Origin of the sequence: Agrobacterium sp. D14 (assembly GCF_001526505.1) — a bacterium.
GTDB classification, from domain to species: Bacteria; Pseudomonadota; Alphaproteobacteria; order Rhizobiales; family Rhizobiaceae; genus Agrobacterium; species Agrobacterium leguminum.
Genome location: NZ_ASXX01000010.1, coordinates 30,432 through 50,847 on the forward strand (window position 1 = coordinate 30,432; position 20,416 = coordinate 50,847).

Annotated in this window: 15 protein-coding genes and 1 tRNA gene; 11 read left to right on the forward strand and 5 right to left on the reverse strand. The window is 57.0% G+C overall.

The window, feature by feature from the left end:
• Window positions 1–7 precede the first annotated feature (7 nt).
• The 5 genes from L901_RS08515 to L901_RS08535 all read left to right on the forward strand — a co-directional run bounded on the left by L901_RS08515 (window position 8) and on the right by L901_RS08535 (window position 3,911).
• The gene (locus L901_RS08515; RefSeq protein WP_035239639.1) at window positions 8–181 is read left to right on the forward strand and encodes a hypothetical protein; all 174 of its coding nucleotides are present in this window, start codon (window positions 8–10) and stop codon (window positions 179–181) included.
• Window positions 178–1,173 carry a site-specific tyrosine recombinase XerD gene (gene xerD, locus L901_RS08520; RefSeq protein ID WP_059755536.1) on the forward strand — a complete coding sequence of 332 codons (996 nt, stop codon included), beginning with the start codon at window positions 178–180 and terminating at the stop codon, window positions 1,171–1,173. The genes L901_RS08515 and xerD overlap by 4 nt, the downstream gene beginning before the upstream one ends.
• 62 nt (window positions 1,174–1,235) lie before the next feature.
• Window positions 1,236–2,189 carry an acetyl-CoA carboxylase carboxyltransferase subunit alpha gene (locus tag L901_RS08525; protein WP_059755539.1) on the forward strand — a complete coding sequence of 318 codons (954 nt, stop codon included), beginning with the start codon at window positions 1,236–1,238 and terminating at the stop codon, window positions 2,187–2,189.
• 190 nt (window positions 2,190–2,379) lie between these two features.
• Window positions 2,380–3,678: a murein L,D-transpeptidase family protein gene (locus L901_RS08530; RefSeq protein WP_059755542.1), complete on the forward strand. Its 1,299-nt coding sequence runs from the start codon at window positions 2,380–2,382 to the stop codon at window positions 3,676–3,678.
• On the forward strand, window positions 3,675–3,911 hold the full coding sequence (locus tag L901_RS08535; protein WP_059755545.1) for a sulfurtransferase TusA family protein: 237 nt from the start codon (window positions 3,675–3,677) through the stop codon (window positions 3,909–3,911). The genes L901_RS08530 and L901_RS08535 overlap by 4 nt, the downstream gene beginning before the upstream one ends.
• 243 nt (window positions 3,912–4,154) lie before the next feature.
• Here L901_RS08535 and L901_RS08540 read toward each other — a convergent pair whose 3' ends face one another.
• Both L901_RS08540 and L901_RS08545 read right to left on the reverse strand, forming a co-directional pair.
• On the reverse strand, window positions 4,155–5,300 hold the full coding sequence (locus tag L901_RS08540) for a GTP-binding protein (protein WP_059755549.1): 1,146 nt from the start codon (window positions 5,298–5,300) through the stop codon (window positions 4,155–4,157).
• Between the two features lie 192 nt (window positions 5,301–5,492).
• Window positions 5,493–6,548 (reverse strand): D-alanyl-D-alanine carboxypeptidase family protein, encoded by a 1,056-nt coding sequence (locus L901_RS08545; protein WP_052025775.1) that lies wholly within the window; start codon window positions 6,546–6,548, stop codon window positions 5,493–5,495.
• Window positions 6,549–6,772: 224 nt separating this feature from the next.
• On the opposite strand from L901_RS08545, the gene L901_RS08550 reads away from it, so the two are divergent.
• The 5 genes from L901_RS08550 (at window position 6,773) to L901_RS26965 (ending at window position 11,126) form a co-directional block, all read left to right on the forward strand.
• Window positions 6,773–7,936 carry a M20 aminoacylase family protein gene (locus L901_RS08550; RefSeq protein ID WP_059755551.1) on the forward strand — a complete coding sequence of 388 codons (1,164 nt, stop codon included), beginning with the start codon at window positions 6,773–6,775 and terminating at the stop codon, window positions 7,934–7,936.
• Window positions 7,937–8,248: 312 nt separating this feature from the next.
• Window positions 8,249–8,345, forward strand: a tRNA-OTHER gene (locus L901_RS26960).
• A 248-nt stretch (window positions 8,346–8,593) separates the two neighbouring features.
• Window positions 8,594–9,241 (forward strand): DUF2161 domain-containing phosphodiesterase, encoded by a 648-nt coding sequence (locus tag L901_RS08555; protein ID WP_059755851.1) that lies wholly within the window; start codon window positions 8,594–8,596, stop codon window positions 9,239–9,241.
• A 249-nt stretch (window positions 9,242–9,490) separates the two neighbouring features.
• Window positions 9,491–10,054 carry a hypothetical protein gene (locus L901_RS08560; protein WP_059755553.1) on the forward strand — a complete coding sequence of 188 codons (564 nt, stop codon included), beginning with the start codon at window positions 9,491–9,493 and terminating at the stop codon, window positions 10,052–10,054.
• Window positions 10,055–10,397: 343 nt separating this feature from the next.
• On the forward strand, window positions 10,398–11,126 hold the full coding sequence (locus L901_RS26965; RefSeq protein WP_147401532.1) for a hypothetical protein: 729 nt from the start codon (window positions 10,398–10,400) through the stop codon (window positions 11,124–11,126).
• Here L901_RS26965 and L901_RS26970 read toward each other — a convergent pair.
• Complete coding sequence (locus L901_RS26970) at window positions 11,108–11,620, reverse strand: hypothetical protein (protein WP_147401530.1); 513 nt, start codon at window positions 11,618–11,620, stop codon at window positions 11,108–11,110. The genes L901_RS26965 and L901_RS26970 overlap by 19 nt on opposite strands.
• A gap of 209 nt (window positions 11,621–11,829) precedes the next feature.
• Complete coding sequence (locus L901_RS08570; protein ID WP_059755559.1) at window positions 11,830–17,394, reverse strand: DUF3320 domain-containing protein; 5,565 nt, start codon at window positions 17,392–17,394, stop codon at window positions 11,830–11,832.
• 509 nt (window positions 17,395–17,903) lie between these two features.
• Here L901_RS08570 and L901_RS26975 point away from each other — a divergent pair.
• Window positions 17,904–18,479, forward strand: a complete 576-nt coding sequence (locus L901_RS26975) for a type II toxin-antitoxin system VapC family toxin (RefSeq protein ID WP_065656321.1) — start codon at window positions 17,904–17,906, stop codon at window positions 18,477–18,479.
• Here the strand turns inward: L901_RS26975 and L901_RS08585 are convergent.
• Complete coding sequence (locus L901_RS08585; protein WP_059755568.1) at window positions 18,435–20,405, reverse strand: AAA family ATPase; 1,971 nt, start codon at window positions 20,403–20,405, stop codon at window positions 18,435–18,437. The genes L901_RS26975 and L901_RS08585 overlap by 45 nt on opposite strands.
• Window positions 20,406–20,416 lie beyond the last annotated feature (11 nt).

Genomic DNA, 20,416 nt, shown 5'->3' on the forward strand with positions numbered 1-20,416 from the left:
AGCCGCCATGCCCACCCTCTTCCGCTTCACGATGATACTGGCGACCATCGCGGGGCTGATCTATGGCGGCATGGTGCTGCTCGTCATGGTCGTCAAACCGCGCGACCGCGAAGTGACGGTACGCATTCCTTCCGAGCGGCTGAACCCGCCGTCGACCGAACCGGCAAGGCGCACCCCATGAGCGGACAGCCGACGGCAGGACGCGACGGCGCGCGGCTCGAAAGTTTTCTGGAAATGATGAGCGCCGAACGCGGGGCAGCCGCCAACACGCTCTCTTCCTATGAGCGCGATCTTTCCGATCTGCACGAATTTCTCGGTCAGCGCGGCCAGTCGCTGACGGAGGCGCAGACGCCTGACCTTTCCGCCTATCTGACCCATCTTTCCGCTCAGGGTTTTGCCGCAACCTCACAGGCGCGACGTCTTTCCACCATGCGGCAATTCTATCGTTTTCTCTATTCGGAAGGGCTGCGCGGCGACGACCCGACCGGCATCATCGATGCGCCGAGGAAAGGTCTCGCCTTACCGAAAACGATGAGCGTCGCCGATGTGAACAGGCTTCTTAGCCTCGCGGCGCAGGAAGCCGCCACATCCGGTCCCGGCCAGATGGCGCGCATCCGCATGCATCTGCTGCTCGAGCTGCTCTATGCAACCGGCATGCGTGTCAGCGAACTCGTCTCGCTGCCGCTCAAGGTGCTGCGTCAGGAAGGCCGCTTCCTGATGATACGCGGCAAGGGCAACAAGGACCGCATGGTTCTTCTTTCCCGCGCCGCCATCGAGGCGATGGAAAAATACGAGGCTGTCAGAAAGGCGCTTGCGTCGGAGAAAAGCAAGGCGGCCGCTTCGCAGAAAAAACCGGAGACGCCGGAGAGCCCGTGGCTGTTTCCTTCCAACAGCAAGGAAGGCCACCTGCCCCGCCAGGTCTTTGCCCGCGACCTCAAGGACATCGCCATCCGTGCGGGCCTGACCCCGTCTGCGATATCGCCGCATGTGCTGCGCCACGCCTTTGCCAGCCACCTTCTGCAGAACGGCGCGGATTTGCGCGCGGTACAGGAACTGCTCGGCCATTCCGACATTTCCACGACACAAATCTATACACATGTGCTGGAAGAACGCTTGCAAGAGCTGGTACAAACACATCACCCCCTTGCCAAACAGGGCAAAAACCTTGATTAGAGCGACCGGAACCGCCGGATAATCCGGTCAAACCTTGCGCAAAACGATCGGAAACGGATCTCATGCACAATTATCTCGACTTCGAAAAACCTATCTCGGACCTTGAGGGCAAGATCATCGAGCTGAAGAAGCTTGCCGATGAAGACGAGAGCATAGACACCTCGGAGGAGATCAACCGTCTGGAATCGCGCGTCAACGACGCGATGCAGGACATCTATTCCAAGCTGAACGCCTGGCAGAAAACGCAGGTCGCGCGCCATCCGCAGCGTCCGCATTTCGTCGATTACGCCAAGGCGCTGTTCACCGATTTCACACCGCTGGCCGGTGACCGCAAATTTGCCGAAGACGCCGCCATTCAGGCAGGCCTCGGCCGCTTCAACGGTCAGCCCGTCGCCATCATCGGCCAGGAAAAGGGCAACGACACCAAAAGCCGCCTGAAGCATAATTTCGGCAGCCCTCGGCCGGAAGGTTATCGCAAGGCGATCCGCGTGCTGGAACTGGCCGACCGTTTCTCGCTGCCGGTGATCACCCTCATCGATACGGCAGGCGCCTATCCCGGCGTCGGCGCGGAAGAGCGCGGCCAGGCCGAAGCCATCGCCCGCTCGACGGAAATGTGCCTCAACGTGAAGGTGCCGATCGTCTCCGTCGTCATCGGCGAAGGCGGCTCGGGCGGCGCAATCGCGATCGCCACCGGCAACCGCGTCTATATGCTCGAGCATGCGATCTATTCGGTAATCTCGCCGGAAGGTGCCGCCTCCATTCTCTGGCGCGATTCGACCCGCGCCAAGGAAGCCGCAACCAACATGAAAATCACCTCGGAAGATCTGAAATCGCTCGGCGTCATCGACGGAATCATTCCGGAGCCGATCGGCGGCGCGCATCGCGCCCCGGAAACCGTCATCAGTGCAACCGGTGACGTCATCGCCAAGGCTCTGGCCGATCTTTCCCAGCGTTCCGGCACACAGCTGCGCGCCGAACGCCGCCAGAAATTCCTGGATATCGGCCGGAACCTTTAAGTCCGGCCTTATTTTCCTTGAATATCGCCCCAACTCGGCCATAGTCCGGTCACATCAAAAGATGTATCGGCGGCCGCGGGGCGGATCCGATTTGAGTTAAGAAGATGTAAACGGTTAATACCGTATTTAAAATACACACGGACGGTGTAGAACTGCCGCCGCTTCGTGCCATCGTCTTTCGGATCAGATCATGCGTTTGACACATTTTGCACTTCTTGCCTGCACCGCGCTCGTTCTTGCCGGCTGTAACGATACGCTCGAAACCGTTGAACGCGACGTTTCCCACGTCAAGAACAAGGTCGATTACCCGCTGTCTCCGTCCATTCTGGCCGAGATCGACAAAAGGGGCATGGACCGCACCTCGCCGATCATGATCCGCATCTTCAAGGAAGAAGGTGCGCTGGAAATCTGGAAAGCCAGGCGCGACAACCGTTTCGAGAAGATTGCCGGCTACGAGATTTGCGCATGGTCCGGCAAACTCGGCCCGAAGGTGAAGGAAGGCGACCGGCAGGCGCCGGAAGGTTTCTACAACCTGACGCCCGCGCATCTCAATCCGAACTCGAAATATTATCTCGCCATCAATACCGGCTTCCCGAACCGCTACGATGCCGCCAATGGCCGCAACGGCACCAATCTGATGATCCATGGCGCCTGCTCGTCCTCCGGCTGTTATTCGATGACGGATGCGCAGATTCTTGAAATCTACGGTTTTGCCCGTGACGCCTTCAAGGGCGGCCAGAAGACCGTGCAGCTGCAGGCCTTCCCGTTCCGCATGACGGCGGAAAACATGGCCCGCCATCGCCAGAGCGAACATCTCGAATTCTGGAAGATGCTGAAGGTCGGTTACGACAATTTCGAAGTGACCAAGCGCCCTCCGGAAGTGAATGTCTGCGAGAAGAAATATGTCTTCAACCAGCAGACCGAAGGCGGCAGCTTCAACGCCTCCGCCCAATGCCCGGCCATGAGCACCCCACCGGCGCTCGTCAGCGCGCTTTCGAGCTATGAGAAGACCTACGATCTCGCCTATGAAAAGGCGATGAAGAAATATGACGGCATGGCCTGGTACGACCCGAGCGAAGCCGAGCGCAAGGCGCTGGTCGCCGAAAAGCGCAAGGGCCGCGAGCCCGCCTACGCCCCGACCGGCTCCGCGCTGAAGGCCGGCAAGCTGATGAAGGAAACGGAATATGCCGCGCTGATGGAGAAGAAGGCGCAGCAGGTAACGTCGTCCTCTCCGGCCACGACCGCAACTGCCTCGGCCCTGCGCGGCCCGCGCCCTTCGGCTGTCCAGCCCGCCACCGCACCGCAATCGAACCCGGCCCCGGCAGCACCGACGATGGTTGCCTCGGCTGCCCCCGCAGTAGCCGGCCAGACCGGAGCTGCCGCCCAGAGCATCCCGGTTCCGACCATGAACCCGCTTGCCTATTCCGCAGCGCCTGCTCCGGAAGCGCCGGAGAAGAAGCCGTTCTGGAAGTTCTGGGCCAAGGAATGAGCGACACGGCCGAGATCGTCTATGATTTGAGGGGGCTTAAATGCCCCCTTCCGGTTTTGAGAAGCCGCAAGAAACTCTCAACCCTGAAGGCAGGCGATATTCTCACCGTCGAGACGACCGATCCGCTGGCGGTGATCGATATTGCGCATATGTGCAATGAGGATGGGCATAGGCTGGTGGAAACCACTGCGCTGGATAAGGGGCATCGGTTTCGGATTGTGAAGGGGCCGTAGTACACGACGTTTCAACGTTCTCGGCCGTGGTTACCCCCCTCTGCCCTGCCGGGCATCTCCCCCTCAAGGAGGGAGATCGACAAGCGGCTTGCTCCGAACATCCTTATCGATGCAGCAGCCCGAAGTGCAGAGCTTGTGAGAAAACGAGCGGCCGCTGCAACTGATCTCCCCCCTTGAGGGGGAGATGCCCGGCAGGGCAGAGGGGGGTAACCCCACCCACTGATTTCAACGCCGTCGCGTGATCTAAAACCGCAACCCCGAAACCGCCAGCGGATTATCCGTCATCGCCTGCCTGTCCGGCCGGTCGATGCCCGGTGCGCTTGTGAAGGCCGCAAACAGGTCCTGCACAAAAGCCTCCGGCAAATCCTTCGTAATCAGCACCATGCGCGTGCGCTGATCAGCCGGGTCCGGCCAGGCTGCAAGGCGCTCCGGCGTGTGGAAAATATTCTGCACCCCATGCAGCACCAGCGGGCGGGCCGGATTATCCGACAGCTTGACGATGGCCTTCATGCGCAGGAGCTTTTCACCATGTGCCGAGCGCAGCAGATCCACGAACATGTCGATCGCCATCGGGCTGACCGGCTGATCGTGAATGATCGAGAAGGACCGGATAGACGCATCGTGCCGGTTCACATCGTGATGATGGTGATGGTCGTCGTGATCGCCATGATGGTGGTGGTGATGGCCATGGTCGTGATCATGATCGTGGTGATCGTGTGCCGCCTCCTCGCCTAGCCAGCGGCCGACATCGGCGTTCTTGCTGCCGGCATCGTAAAGGCCGTTGTCGAGAAGCCCCGCAGCGCTCCACTCGGTTTTGTCGCCATCCTCGATGGCCGCACGCGGATTGAGCACTTGTAGACGGGCTGTCAGCGTGGAAATCGTGGCGGCATCGGCAAGCGCGCGCTTGGTCATCACCAGACGGTCAGCCACGGCGGCCTGTTTCACCGCCTCCTGATGATTGTCGAGCGTGGAAAGGCCGTTCACGGCATCCACCACCGTAATCATGCCGTTCAGCACGAAATTCTGCGCGATGACCGGGTTGCCCATGACCGACTGCATGACGGGGGCGGGATCAGCAAGGCCCGTGGTCTCGATCACTACCCGTTTTACCGGCTTCAGCTTGCCTGTCTGGATGCCGTCCATCAATTCCGCCAGCGTATCCACCAGCTCGCCGCGCACCGTGCAGCAGAGGCAGCCCTCCGCCAGCTCGATGATGCCCTCACCCGCGCTTTCGACGAGCATGTGATCGATGCTGACATCGCCGAATTCATTGATGATGATCGCCGCATCGCTCATCGCCGGATCCTTGAGGAGCCGGTTGAGCAGCGTCGATTTTCCGGCGCCGAGAAATCCGGTGATGATGGAAACCGGGATGCGATCGCGAGACATGACTTGCCTGTGTGTTGATGGCCGCTCCGGCAGGTCACTGGACGACACGAAACCCGGAGCCGCATGGAGCTAAAAGAAATCGCCCGCGCCTGGAAGCCGCGAGCGACACTGTAATATCATAACATCATCGACCTGCGAATACACAAACCGCATTGCAACCGCGAGGCTCTCCCTCGAGATTGTCACCGATCATCAGAATGTCGGGCGCGGGATCGGGATCGGCACGTTCGCGAGTTCGCCCTTGCCGGCTCCCTTGGTGGCATTCACCGCCACCGTCTCGCTGCCCGGAATGAGACCGGCGAAGGAATATTCCGGCGGGCGGGTCATTTCCTGCACATAGGGCGAATGGATGACCATGCGGCCAGCCTCGTCGCGGCTTTCGCTGCGCACCTTGGCGGCCTTCGGGTTGCAGATTTCGGCGCTGACATCGTTGACATCGCCGGTATCGCCATAGGGCGCCAGCGCGGCGAGCGAGACGCCTTGGCCCGAGGGCGCCGTCAGCCCCATCTGCAACAGATCGGCCGACTGGTCGGTGCGCCCCGCGAGGCTGTCCGCGCCCAGCACGACCGTGATGACCGAGCGGCCATTGCGCACGGCCGACGACACCTGGTTGAAGCCGGAGGCACAGATGAAGCCGGTCTTCATGCCATCCGCGCCATCGAAACGGCCGACCAGCATGTTGAAATTGGCGTAGTTCTTCTTGCCGGTGCTGACGCCTTCCAGCGAGAAATAATGGGCATATTCCGGAAACTCGCGCTTGATGATCAGCGCCAGCAGCGCCAGATCCCGGGCGGTCGTATATTGTCCCTTGCCGGGCAGGCCATTGGCGTTGATGTAACGGGTGGAACTCATGCCCAGCCGCTGCGCCTGCGCATTCATCTGCGCCACGAAATTGTCGCTGGTGCCGCCGATGGTCTCGGCGATCGCCACGGCGATGTCATTGGCGGATTTGATGAGCAGCAGCTTCAAAGCGCTATCCATCGTCAGCTTCTGACCGGGCTTGAAATACATTTTCGAGGCCGGCTGATCGGCGGCCTTCTTGCTCATCACTACTTCCGTCTGCGGGCTGATCTTTCCGGCCTTCATCTGCGAAAAGGCGATATAGGCGGTCATCAGCTTGGTGAGCGAAGCGGGATACCACTTGCGGAAGGCTTCCTGATGGGAAATCACCTTGCCGGTTTTGACATCGACCACCATTTTCGGATTGGCGTTTGCCACGGGTGCTGCGGCAACGAGGCCTGCGGTCATGATGGCAACGGCTGCGGAGAGCCGTCTGGCGGCGTTTGGCGATTTAAATATCTGTGGCAAGGCTTGTCCTCGAATTCCCGTCTTCGGTCGGGGAATGGCAATATTCACCATATATGTCCTAGCAATGGCAAAGTACATTGATTACGTCAATTATGCGGCGCACTATCCACCACGGAGGATAGGATTTTACGACACCCCGCACCGATGAACCCAGGAATGAACGAATGCCGATTTTGAACAGAGCCGCCGAACTCCAGCAGGAAGTCAGCGAATGGCGGCGTCACCTGCATGAAAATCCCGAGATTTTGTATGATGTCGACAACACCGCGGCCTTCGTTGCGGAGAAGCTGAAATCTTTCGGCGTTGACGAAATCGTGACCGGTCTCGGCCGCACGGGTGTGGTCGGCATCATCAGGGGCAATCTTCCGGGCAATCGCACCATCGGCTTTCGCGCGGATATGGACGCTCTCCCAATTTTAGAGGAAACCGGCAAGCCCTGGGCCTCCAAAACCGCGGGCGCCATGCATGCCTGCGGCCATGACGGCCACACAGCCATGCTGCTTGGCGCGGCCAAATATCTTACCGAGACCCGCAACTTCGCCGGCTCCATTGCCGTCATCTTCCAGCCGGCGGAAGAAGGGGGTGCCGGCGCGCTTGCCATGGTCGACGACGGCCTGATGGAGCGTTTCGGCATTGACGAGGTCTATGGCATGCACAACATGCCGGGAATTCCGCTTGGCGCCTTCGCCATCCGCAAGGGCGGCATCATGGCGGCACCGGACAAATTCTCGATCACCGTCAAGGGCCGTGGCGGCCATGCGGCGCAGCCGCACCGCACCGTCGATCCCATCACCATCGGCGCGCAGATCGTCGGCAATCTGCAGATGATCGCCTCACGCAATGCCGACCCCATCCGTTCGGTGGTCGTCTCCGTCACCCGCTTTCAGGCCGGTTCCAGCCACAACATCATCCCCAACGAGGCATTGATCGCCGGCACGGTGCGCAGCCTCGATGAAACGGTGCGCGATCTGGCGCAGGATCGCATCAAGCAGATGGCGGAAGGTATTGCCCTTGCCAACGGCGCGGAAGCGGAAGTCGTCTATGAGCGTTATTGCCCGGTAACCTTCAACCACGCCGCCGAGACCGACCACGCCATCCGTGTTGCCCGCGATGTGGCAGGCGAACCGAATGTCGACCCCGATGTCGATCCTTCCATGGCGGGAGAGGATTTCTCCTTCATGCTGAAGGAAAGACCGGGCTGCTTCATCTTCATCGGCAACGGCGATTCGGCCGGGCTTCACAATCCGGGCTATGATTTCAACGACGAGGCCATCGCTTACGGCATTTCCTACTGGGTGAAACTGGCCGAACAGCGCCTGCCGAACTGATTGCCGACTGACGCGAAGAAAGCCGAGGAAGAGATCGACCGCGATGAAGAACGCGGTTGATCCGCAGGCATCGTCAGGTTAAAGAGCAATTCAGTGTCCACGTAGCTCAGCAGGATAGAGCACAGGATTCCTAAGACAAATTGGGGGTTGCGCCCGGAAACGACGCAATCGATCTGCTCAAAGTCGGGGAAAGCTTCGCTGGTCTTCCAGCATGCCAATCCCGAGCCAAGCTCCGGAGAAATCCGGTGAAGGTGTAGAGACTGGATGGGCAGCACCTAAAGGCCGCAAGGCCCATGGTGAAGGGACAGTCCAGACCACGAACGTCTTGCCGGCAAACGGCGGGACGGCGGCGAAAGCCGAAGCGGTATGAATCCTGGGGTCGGAGGTTCGAATCCTCTCGTGGACGCCATTTTCCTGAAATATATTTAAAAACAATAGGATAGATGATGATTGCGCTCCGTAGGTTTGTCGCTATTTCTCTTGGTCGGGTCGAAATGCTCCGATAGGTTTGTCCTCAATCGAGAAAGGGCACAATTCGGCCAAGTACCTCTCTAGCTACGTTCCATTTGGCCCAGAATCGGCGATGCCAAGGTGAATGGTGATCCCGAGTGGTCTTCCATGTATTGTCGGCAGACGATTCTTTTTCTGAGTGCCGCCATGGAAACCTCCCTTTATCAACCTGTGAAAGCCTTTCTTGAAAAGGCCGGCTATACGGTGAAGGGGGAGATCGGGGGTTGCGACCTCGTGGGCATACGTGACGACGATCCATCCGTCATCCTGGTTTGCGAACTGAAGCTGGCGTTTAACCTCGAGTTGATCCTCCAGGCGGTTGATCGAGCATCGATATCGGACGAGGTGTGGATCGCAGCGAAAATGTCTACCCGCGGTAAAGGACGGGAAACAGACAAGCGTTATCGCGATCTTTGCCGACGGCTGGGGATAGGAATGCTCGCCGTCTCGGAAGGCGGCCATGTCGACGTCATCGTGAGTTCGGTATCCCCGATGCCGCGGACAAATCCCAAACGACGCTCGCGGCTTGTACGCGAACACCAGAGACGCAGGGGTGATCCCGTCCTCGGCGGTAGCACGCGTACGCCTCTCATGACGGCATATCGCCAGCAGGCACTTGGATGTGCGAGAGCCTTGACCGAAGGGCCGCTTCGCGTTCGCGACGTGAGATCGAACGCCCCCGATGCGGGCAAGATATTGCTCTCGAATGTGTATGGCTGGTTCGAGCGGATTGACCGAGGCATCTATGGCCTGACCGACGCGGGCCGCGAAGCGTTGATGCGTTGGCCGATATGAATTGGCGAATTAATCGCTGTTGATGGGACCAAGATACCAAGGCGGTATAAAATCGTGTGGGATGACATCATTCGTTTACCAATCTCTGGAACAGAGCCCTCCCGCACGCCATTCTTCGACGGCCACACTTCGTGATCAAAAAAATCAAGAGTTCGGCAAGAAATTCCGGACTGTTAATAATTAACCGGCCTCTTTCGGGCATCTTCGCTTTCGCAGTCAACGTTGACTGCGAAAAAATGGAGCAAGCCATTGAAATATCTGGCAACGACCTGCCTTGTAAGCGAGGTTTCTAAACCGCGCCAAAAGCCCCACGTCTTGGAATTCATTGCTACGAACACATTCGTGTTCTCGCCCGAAACCCTGATTGACGTTCAACGCGGAATCCTTAGGACGTCAAGGACGAATCCTCAGAAGGCAGCCGAGCTTCGCGAATGGCTTTCCTCAGTCAGCAGCAGTTGGCCCCTCGTATCTGGCCGAGAGCAGGAGAAGGCAAAATTAGTCGCGGCCATGCTCGAGTGCCGCGAACTGAAGAATATTTGGCTCCCTCAACCGCGGGCAGCACATCCTGGTTTCGGATACCATGTGTCAATCGCGGCGGCGGCGATTACATACGAGCTTCCGCTTGCAGGCTTTGGAATCGATACCTTCCTGCAGATTGATCGCTATTTCAGCCTACCCGGCATATTCGACCTAAAAGACGAGAGCTGGAGATCGGCTACAATTGAATGCCGCGCTGTCGATTGGAAACAGGTCAGGACGCAGTTGCGCCAATCTTTGGATGGTCGACAAACGCCTGAAAGACGGGCGGCCTAACCAAACCGCTAGACCGCCCAATCCAATTTAGTCATCAATATCCGATCAGCAGCCACTGGAATGGCTGATGATCTTCAAGGCGGGCATCGCGCAAGCGCATGCTCGCCTTGAGAAGTGTTTATGGCCGGCAAACCTTAACAAAACACCGGCGGTGTTATTATTTAGGTGCCCACAGTTTCGATAGCCGAACGGCTGCGGGAATAGCAACGTGATCACCTGAAGTCTCCGGTAATTTTTTTGAACAACGGCGAACCGCGATTTGCCATTCAGTATGAGGCAGATCAATTTCTTAAACGTGCGTTTAATGTTTCTTGCAATTTAAGGGAGCGCGACAGGAGACAGCATGGAATACGCCCTCTACAACGGAACGGATCGCCGAGTAACAGCTGATGAGTTTCACCAGCTTGCTGGACCAAATTTTCGCGAACAAGGAATTTTGCCGTACTGCGAACAATGTCAAGAGGCAGTCGATCCACATGGGGTCCACAATCCTGGCATCCCGTCATGCTTCCATCATCCAAATTTTCCTATCGGGGCTGACCCCTATGACGATTGCCCTGCTGCGAGACGACAAGCACGGCGTTTCGTTGGCGTAACGCCAAGGAGATTTGACGAAGCCCACGGACAAGCACTACGTGACCAATTTTTCGCCGAACCGAACATCCGGCTAGCCTATCAATTCATGCACAGAGTAGCAGGGGGACCGGGCCAATTGCCTGTAGAACTCTTTGGTCGGATAATCGAGCGCGCAGACCGTCGCAGAATATGGGCGTACTCCGACCTGCCTTTATGGTGTGTTCCGTTCATACTCATGACGCTTGCGCAATTTGAGGCCCCAAACTTCAGCTTCCATTTCGGCTTCGTCAAGCCACGCGGACCGGCTGAAATGATTTGGGAACATGCACGTACTAGCGAACTGGTAAAATACTTCTCCGACAGCGGGCGCGAAACCCGAACCCCAAGATTAATGGTAACTGAAGAGACATTCATTCACCAGGCAGAGGGGAGAGGAGTTTGGGTTGCGGACGCGCTAGCCGCCCGGTTGCAGCAATTTCATGGACATATCGGATAAACACCGTCCTGGTCTTTGAAGGACGTCATCCCGAAAACATCAACTATCCTTAAATCTGGATCACCGGGTGGAGAATTTAGTTGCCTAGCTAGTGCCATTTCTTCAAGAGCGGATACAGCGGCAGCAAAATCTGCGTTCTCGCGGTAAATTTCGGAAAATCCGTCCGCGGAACAAGGGTCGTACTTCAGTCTTTTTCTTACCCAGTAATCGAACCGTGCAAACAGAATGGCATCTTCAAAAGCATCGACGAATGCAGTTGTGAAGACGATGACACTGACAAAAGTCAGCCGCTTGGGGTGGCGACAAACATAGCCGTACCAAAAACCCTGATTGGCGGCGTTACTGTCCAATAAGCAGAGCGCTTCGGGGCCACCAGTGGGGCCTTGTTCAACCCATCGTAGTGCGGGCGTGACGAAGAGGGAGCGGCATGACAAGCAAGCAGACTCTTTGAAATATCGACCAACATCACGTTCTTCTGATTTCCCCGAACACATGGATTAAACTCGTCGTGCTTGAACTTTTTCGGAAACATTGTTCCCGGAAATCCTTGCAAGAGACAAAGCGTCGCTCATCAGACAATAAAAGCTTGTGCACTTTTTGTCCTATGCGCCATACGCACAAGACAGCCGGTCAAAGAGCTGAGCGCCGATGAGCTAACTTGCGTCGCGTCTTCTACAATGCCAACGCGTGTATTCGTCGTCGATCACCCAGCCAGATTCTTCTGCACAGGCACCAACATTCCATCCCCCATTTCAAGCTCGCCTTGTGTAACGAGGACCTCAATGCGCCCGCGAATGATCTCCCGGAGTTGCGCGCTTGTCGCCTTGAAGCCGAGTCCACGAGCAACAGCGTTGATTGCCTGCTCCTCGGTACCACCGAGACTTTGATCAATAATCGCTTTGAGACCGTGATCGATTTCCATCGGGGGAAGCAACTCAAGCCGACGAAGGCTAGCAGAGGAAACAGAGCTACGATCACGTAGTCTGATTTCGGAATCGGGTTCAAGAAGAAAATCACCGGACCGAACGACTTCTCTACGGTCAACCAAAAGCTTGATAGCTTGATTGACATGCGCTTCAATTCGCCCACCTGCCCGCTGCAGACCCCACGCGGTGCGGATACGGGTGATGACTTCACCGCTGTGGATTGGGCTCTCAGTTCTTACCGTATTTTTCACCAGCGTCCCTAACACCGACAGAGGGGCTTCATGCAGTTCCGAAGACGTATTGACGTACAAAGAGACTTCTTCGTAGGGAGTGTTGACGTCTACAGCCGAACCCACCTCCTGCAGCCCTATTTCAGTAACGTCCGCTCGATCAATTGTAACGACCTCAACAGGCACAGCACGCTTCCTCGCTGCCGGACCACTACCTCCCGCAATCGCATCGGCTTTTGCTCGCTCTATTGTTTCAATAAGCCGTTCGAGTTCCGCCTTAGGTCGCTGGAACCAATCGGTACTCCAGATACGGTGAATATTCCAACCGTGGTCCTCAAGTACCGCCTGACGTAGGCGGTCACGCTCGCGGGCCGATCGCGCGCTGTGATACGACGCACCGTCGCACTCGATCCCCACAAGATAGCGACCCGGCACTTGATCATCTGCAACCGCCAGATCGATGAAGAACCCGGCGATACCGACTTGCGGATGGACCTGATAACCCCTGTCCTGAAGTGCGGCCATGACCTGCTCTTCAAACACACTATCCATTCCGCGGTCAGCCCGAGCAGCCATTGATAGCCGCCCCGTACGCGCATAGTGAAGGAACAGCTTGAATGCGAACACACCTTTACCCTTACCGCGCTCGAGATCGATATCCTCGTCCGCAATCGAGGCGTAGACCTCACAGCGCTGCTTTGCACGGCTGATGAGCACGTTGAGCCGGCGTTCGCCACCCTCTGCGCCAAGCGGACCGAAGCGCATGCTCATGTAGCCCTGGGCATTCTTCGCGTAAGCCACCGAGATTAGGATGACGTCGCGCTCGTCGCCCTGCACGTTCTCGAGGTTTTTGACAAAGAAGGGTTCTGTCGGATGTGAATGAAAAAAGGGCTCCGTTTCCGGATTGAGACGACGAAGCAGTTCCAGTTGGTCCTGGATTTCTCGACGCTGCTTTATCGAAAATGCGGCTACGCCTAACGAGAGATGTGGTGTCTCGAGCGCATGCCTGATGATAGCTTCGGCAACCACCTTCGCCTCGACCTTGTTCACGCTGTCCTCGAACACGCCACCTGGGACGTGGTGGAAGCGTAGCCCCATACCGGCCTCCGCCGTATAAGGGCTGGGTACGATGAAAAGCTTGTTCTCATAGAACTGGCTGTTCGACACTGCGATCAGCGATTGGTGGCGGCTACGGTAGTGCCACCGCAGCATACGGCTCGGAAGACCTCGCGCGGAGAACAGCCCGAGGATACTTTCGATATCCGACACCTTTGCGCCGTCATCTTCGTCATCTTGTTCCGATCCGTCGGATGTCATTTTCGAGAAGAACATCGTTGGCGGAAGCTGACGCTCGTCGCCGACGACCACAACCTGTCTCGCACGCGCAACAGCACCCAATGCATCAACGGGCTGTATCTGACTTGCCTCGTCCATCACGAGAAGGTCGAACTCAATGACACCTGGGGGAAGAAACTGCGCAATGGAAAGCGGGCTCATCATGAAGACGGGCTTGAGCGCCTGAATTGCGGGAGACGCCCGCTGCATCAGTTGCCGGATCGGCATATGGTTTCGACGGCGGGCCATTTCACCGCGTAGGACACCTACTGGCCCGATACCGCTGACAGAAGGAATCTTGCGGTGGTGGGCGCGGACGACCTCCAGCTTCGAGTGCTTCATACGACCGAGATCAAGGTTGGCAAAATCGGCGACGAGGCGATTGTGTACTTCTCCGTCGAAACGCGCGAGTTCCGGCGTCCTGTCGTGCTGGTCCCTGAGCAACGCCTCGTAGTAAGCCATTTCAAAGTACGGAATGACGTTCGCCGTTGTTAGACGTCCATCCTCCAGACGAGCAACGATCTCCGCAACCCCGGCCTCTGCGGCCTCATTTGCTCGGCCATTAAACGCCGCAAACTTCGAAAGCTGCTCCTCGTTGGCAATCCAATCGCCTAGCTTTCGGATCATTTCATCAAGTGGAGCATCAGCTACCACGCCCACGCCGAACAGCGTCTCGGTATCCGATTTCAGAATCGCCAAGAGTTCGGTCATCCGATCGAGGAACTCTCTTCCGAGGGCGGAGGCTTCTTTAGCATGAGCGTAGATCGAACTTGGGTCATTGACCCGAGACGCCAACCTGCGAATGTCAGCGTTTGAGGTCGACCAAGCATAGATTTGAGAGAGTTTCGGCCAGTTTGACGTAGCTCCTGACCAAAGTGATCCGAACGCAGCGACGCCAATGACGCCGCTGGTTTCCAGCGTTTGCTTGCAACGCTGCGCCGTCGCGAGGGTCCCAAGGGCTTTCACCCGGGCTGCGGCATCGGTAAGCGGCAGATGAAGCAAATCCGAAAACGCCGCATCCGCATTCGTCAGATCGGTAATTGCAGGCGCGGCCTGGAGCAAAGATATCTCGTCGACGTCCGACGAACCACCGAAAAATTCGGCATTACCCGACCCCATATCTGTCCAAAGAGAAAGAAGCACTCGACGGGTTTCATCAAGCAAAGCCCGGACCTGCTCACAACGAGACGCCACCGCTGATTTATCTGTCAGCCTACCCGCGATCGCCCGAGCTTCCGATCCCACACCTCGTAGGCTTCTCATCCAAAGGACCAGGCTCTCAAGTGGACGTGGATCAGATTTCTCGCCACGCCAGTCGGCTCCAAATGCCGAGCGTCCAAGACCGTCACCCTCTCTGATCGTATTGCGGGCGTCTTTACCCTTCTGAAGGAGATCGAGAATGCGGACGGTTTCTGCGGGCGGCGTCTCCGGCATCACAGTTTTTAGCAGCGCCTTCGCTCTTCTCCAATCGCCGCTGAGGAATTTGAGGAGACGGTCCCCGTGCATTGCTACCGCGGTGCGGATGGCCCCGAAATCCATATCCCAGGCTTGGTCGGCGATTTTTCCCGCCAATTCCGTCTGGATATTGCGGTAGGTTGCTACCGCCTCGGCGAGATCACCCGCCTGTTCCAACCCCCGTTCCCAGATTGCGGCTACGAAAGCGTCTGGGCTGACATCAGGTGCTTCGGCAACGCGTTCGCCAATCGTAACCAATCGTGAAATTGATCCGAGAGTCGGTGATGCCTTCACCCCGAGCGTCGTTCCCAACGACATCGCAGCGCTTAAAAAGCGCGGGATTAGCCCGTTCAATTGAGCGATGGTCCCAAACCCTGGCTGCGGGAAATCCGAAGGTAGACGCCGGAATATGCTAATTAGTGAAGCCGGATCAGCATCCCAAGCGGCTGCAACCATCGTTTTATCAACTTCCGCGGCGAGCCGGCTATATTCAGCACCGTCTTTGATCAGGCGATCTACGCCGGGTAACGCATCTAACCACACGCCATTTCCAAGCGCCTCATAGTCCGCGGCTTCAGGTCTCGTTGCCAGGCGTTCAGCAACCTTCACGCTTGCAGCAAATGCCGTGAAGGTTTTCGAAGGTTCAGTTTCCAGCGCATCCGTGACTGATCTCATCCCGTCGCTTACACGCTCGGAAAAAGTTTTGGCGTCATTTAATCTCACGACTAATCGTTCGAGATCGAGAGGAGTAATTCCTGTAAGGCCGACGCCGTGCCAGGGATGGGTCGAAGGAAGCCCGATATCATCGATACGCTGCGCAAGTTCAGTCAACAGCGCGACAACCCGCTCGCGATAGTCAGGCGTCCAGTTGACTGCATCTGCAAGCTCAATGTCCGATGGCGGCATTCCGATCCGTCGCAACCGCGACAGATGCCCAATCACCTGAAACGGCGTCAGACCGTACGGTTGGTACTTTTCGTGGAGACGCGCGGGGTGACTATTCAGGCTATCACGCGCGTCCACCAGGCTCCTGTTCAGCGCGTCCGCGGACTCGCCCCGGGGAGCACCCAGTTCCCAGGTGTGCTGAAGCTCCATGAGAAGAGCACGCTTGTTCGCCTTGTTCGAATGCAACTCAAGGCAGGCGTCTCCCACTCCGGCGTTATCAAGGCGACGTTTGACAACCTCAAGAGCGGCCATCTTTTCAGCCACGAAGAGGACAGTCTTACCATCTGCCACCGCAGCAGCGATAATGTTTGCAATGGTCTGGGACTTGCCGGTTCCCGGAGGCCCCTGAATAACGAGGTCGCGTCCCCTGCGGACTTCGTGGATCGCTGCTGTCTGTGAACTATCCGCGTCGACGATGTGCGTCATCTCACTCGGAGATATGTGCGCGTCGATATTCGCGTCCTCAGACAATAACTCCTCACCCGTGGTGAAACCGTTCGAAACCAGGGAGGTGATAAGTGGGCGATCGGTGAACTTGGCGTTCTGCGGCCAAAGGCTTGGGTCGAGGTCGCGGTACATCAGAAATTTTGCGAATGAAAAGAAGCCAAGGACGATGTCGTCGGGTTGGACAGACCAATTCGGCTTAATGGAGATCGCCGCAGCTACCTGCGCGGCGTAATCGTCAAAGGAAAATTGATCGGTTGCTTCAAACGCCGGCATCGTGATCTTGTGGACGCGATCCAGAAAACCTTCGAGTGACAAGTTGGAAGCATAGTCCTCCTGCCGCGCTTTCAGTTTGAACCGCTCGGCTGCGCTGCCGCGCTCCAGCATAACCGGAACAAGGATGAGAGGGGCGTATCGGATGTTCTCGGAGTTGTTTGGATCGATCCATTTTAACGTGCCGAGTCCGAGATAGAGGATGTTAACCCCCTGCTCTTCCTCAAGGGTCCTCGCGTCGAAATATAGATCGAGGAGGCGCTTCTGAAGCGCGTTCGGAGTCATCCTTGTCTGGAGTTTGGTGTCACCATGCCTTACGAGGCGACCGTTCTCATCTCTGTCATCGTCCTCAGGCAGCGCGAGTTCGATCAGGTCTTCCGAGCCCTCCCCGTTTTTGGAGTCGCGGCCCTTTGCGCCTGCGAGAAAGGTCATCGCCTTGCCTTCGCTCACAAGAATACGGAAGACCTCAGAGGAACGCTCGTCGACGATATCGACGGTCTTCGCGCTTTTTGAGAACCGGGGGACATTCAGCAGGCGATTACGCGCCGAAAAGTCAAGCAATTCAGTTCGTGCCCGCTCAATCTTGGCCTCAACTGAAAGCGAGCTCTGGAAAACCGAATTCTCAGCGTTTTGGTCTGTGTCAGAAATCAAATTTGTCATGGCATGCCCCCTGCTTCCAGTGAGAATGCACAATCGATTTAGAACGTCTAGTAGCAATACCGGAAAGACGATAACAACTTGCAGTATTCCTCTGACTTTTTCACAGCATGTCAGAGGCCGCCGGCGCAAATCTGATATTGAAGGCACCAAGGCGTGATGCCCGAAAAAATGCTATGCAAGCACCTTCGGCCTAGACTACACTTGAGGTGCGATATCTCCCGGTTTCAGCGGCCCTTCCTTATCCAGGATATTATCTAGGGATTTGCCTCCAGTTTGCCTGAACGACACCTCAAACCTGCCATTGGGAGCAACAATATATTGCGACGACGTCCGTGCCGCTTCAAGTAGACTCGACAGGTCGGCAGATGCCTCATCGATGGTCCAGTTTCGTGACATCGTCCCCTTCCTCCAATTATCGACTATGATATTTTTCAACCCAATTTTTACCAAAAACCGGCACATGCCGATTACGACCCTTGGTGCTTTCACCTGCATCCGAGGGTTTCGAAATGGCAGACCTCATTTTTCTGATGGATACGAACATCCTGAGCAATGCCGGTTTGCAACGACCTCCGCCAGGGTTACGTGCCTGGATGAGAGCCATGGGAGCAGATTCACTCGCCATCTCGTTTCCCGCTATAGCAGAGTTGAGGCGAGGTGCCCATCTGGCCTTGAAACACGATCCACAAAAAGCAATGCGACTCCAAAATTGGATCGATGACATTCTTTCCGTGGACTTCCAGTTCGCTGAACTTACGTCCAAGGCTGCTGACCTTTATGCCGAAATGACGACCGTCGGTCCGCTTCGCCATCTCTATGTCCCTAGCCCGGAGCAGAAGAGGGATAAGATTGGGCATGATCTCCTGTTCGCGGCCCTGTCGATCGCCCATCAGATGCCTATAGCCACATTTAATGTGAAAGACTTCGTCCTGGTAGACAGGTACTTTCCGTTGCCGGGCGTTTTTCACCCCGTTGAAGTTCAATGGCACGTTCCATGCCACGCTGTGATACCCGACGACGATTACGGAATGACGCCGCGTTCATTGCCCGAGTTCGTATCCAGCGGTTTTGGCTTTATGAGATAGACCGAAGCTCTCGCTCCTTTCTACGGCAGCTCTGACCACCGCGGCGGCCAAACTGCCCTCCCGCAGAAGACCGACATGAAGATCGAGAAGGGCATCCCTATGTTCTTCGAGCAGGGATTTCGCCCGCCGAAACTCCACCTGCAATGTCGCCTCGACTGATTTGCTGAGAGCCTTGCGGCGGTGACGGAATGCAGACAATTCACGTGGACTGTCGCCAGGTTCGACAGACAGCGTTTTCCCAAGACCCCACCTAGTTTCCATCATCGTCGCTAGATCAGTTGCCCGATTGAGGTCGGCCGATGGATCGCCACCAGCACCACTACCGAATTCCCCGAACAACACTTCTTCGGCCGCGATACCACCCAGAAGCGTGGCGATCTTGTTTCGAAAATACGTCGAAGTCCTTCGACTGAACAGTCGCTCCTCGAACGCCGTGTGCCCCAGAGATTGTGATCGACTGCCGACCCGGATGGTTCTCTGGATCGAGACTGACACCAGCGCGTCGGCCTCCAGTAGAACACCGACGATGGCATGGCCGAGCTCGTGCGCGGCGACGCAACGCTGTACCGCCAACGGAACCGGCATCACTTGCGGCACTGCGGCGATGAGATCAACGAGGGCAATTGGTCGCTTCGTCCGTCGCGCGTTACGTCGTGCATCCCGGACGCACCGTTCGATGTCCGCACCAGACCAACCGTCGCTTGCCGTCACGACACCATCCAGCACTTCGTCGGCAAGGTCTCCCCGGAGATAGAAACGGAAGATGCCGTGACGCGCGTCCTCATCCGGAAGCGAAATGGAAAAGTGGCGTTCAAGCCGACCCGCTCGAAGAAGCGCCGGATCAATGATGTCTGGATAGTTCGTTGCGCCGATGACGATGACGCCTTCATGCGACTGGGTGCCATCTAACAATTCCAGGAGCGCGTTGACGACCTGACGATGATAGTTGTCGTTGCTACCGGTCCGATCATCGCGGCTGGTAAAACTGTCGAACTCGTCAATCAGCAGGATCGAAGGTGCCTGTCTTGCGGCTTCGGAGAACGCTTTCCGCATGGCTTTGAGCATATCACCGAGGTGACCGGTTGCCTGCCAACGGGCTGCGGAACCCAATACGAGCGGTACGTCGCAGGTCCTCGCCAACGCAGCCGCGTAAGATGTCTTACCCGACCCCGGAGGGCCGGAAAGCAGGACGCCGCAATCGACATCATCCCAGGTGAGAACTCCCGCTTTCCATGCCGTGATGTCCTCGGCAAGTTCGAGACCCCAGGCTTTGGCCTCACCATATCCGGACAGGTCGTGCAGTGTCGGTCCCGCCGACGACGGGTCGGAGAAGGGCTTTCCTTTTTCGATATGTGGATACCGACGGAGACGCCCAATGCTGACTGCCATGGATCGTCCGCGCCGCCAACCGAGTTCGACCCGTTTGGGAGATTGCTTCGCCAAAAAATCGGCATCGGCATTCGTGATAGTCCCGAAACCCATTCGCTGTCCCGCAATTCGGTAATCGTTTGGAGCCGGTAACGGCAAACGAACAACGATATCGGCCGCAATGCGGACCTCATCCGATAGAAGCTCATCGTCATGGAGAAGAATGATCGCCCGCTTGAGTTCTCTCAATTTCCTGAAGCCAGCGAACTCGTCGGCAACTTCAGTTTCTTCACCGACGAACAGAACGTAGTTGTTCCCGTGTTCGCCGCCAACCGGCACAGTCCCCTCAAGCAACCATTTCGCGGCCATCTTGTAGGCATGGATGTCTGCCTTCGGCGGCATGACGAAAACCGCGACGAACGACGATCGCCTTTTCAGGAACTGGCGGATCGATCTCGACATTGCGATGATGGCTAGATGGGTCGGCAGGGTAAGCTCGTACTTCGAGCTATGGAACGGATCGCGATTGGCGATCAGGTTATCGCTATAAGACTGCATGTATGCCTCGG

Excerpts from the sequence above, each read along its gene's own strand:
- L901_RS08515 (WP_035239639.1), top strand. The coding sequence starts at position 8 with ATGCCCACCCTCTTCCGCTTCACGATGATACTGGCGACCATCGCGGGG.
- xerD (WP_059755536.1), top strand. The coding sequence starts at position 178 with ATGAGCGGACAGCCGACGGCAGGACGCGACGGCGCGCGGCTCGAAAGT.
- L901_RS08525 (WP_059755539.1), top strand. The coding sequence starts at position 1,236 with ATGCACAATTATCTCGACTTCGAAAAACCTATCTCGGACCTTGAGGGC.
- L901_RS08530 (WP_059755542.1), top strand. The coding sequence starts at position 2,380 with ATGCGTTTGACACATTTTGCACTTCTTGCCTGCACCGCGCTCGTTCTT.
- L901_RS08535 (WP_059755545.1), top strand. The coding sequence starts at position 3,675 with ATGAGCGACACGGCCGAGATCGTCTATGATTTGAGGGGGCTTAAATGC.
- L901_RS08540 (WP_059755549.1), bottom strand. The coding sequence starts at position 5,300 with ATGTCTCGCGATCGCATCCCGGTTTCCATCATCACCGGATTTCTCGGC.
- L901_RS08545 (WP_052025775.1), bottom strand. The coding sequence starts at position 6,548 with ATGACCGCAGGCCTCGTTGCCGCAGCACCCGTGGCAAACGCCAATCCG.
- L901_RS08550 (WP_059755551.1), top strand. The coding sequence starts at position 6,773 with ATGCCGATTTTGAACAGAGCCGCCGAACTCCAGCAGGAAGTCAGCGAA.
- L901_RS08555 (WP_059755851.1), top strand. The coding sequence starts at position 8,594 with ATGGAAACCTCCCTTTATCAACCTGTGAAAGCCTTTCTTGAAAAGGCC.
- L901_RS26965 (WP_147401532.1), top strand. The coding sequence starts at position 10,398 with ATGGAATACGCCCTCTACAACGGAACGGATCGCCGAGTAACAGCTGAT.
- L901_RS26970 (WP_147401530.1), bottom strand. The coding sequence starts at position 11,620 with ATGTGTTCGGGGAAATCAGAAGAACGTGATGTTGGTCGATATTTCAAA.
- L901_RS08570 (WP_059755559.1), bottom strand. The coding sequence starts at position 17,394 with ATGACAAATTTGATTTCTGACACAGACCAAAACGCTGAGAATTCGGTT.
- L901_RS26975 (WP_065656321.1), top strand. The coding sequence starts at position 17,904 with ATGGCAGACCTCATTTTTCTGATGGATACGAACATCCTGAGCAATGCC.
- L901_RS08585 (WP_059755568.1), bottom strand. The coding sequence starts at position 20,405 with ATGCAGTCTTATAGCGATAACCTGATCGCCAATCGCGATCCGTTCCAT.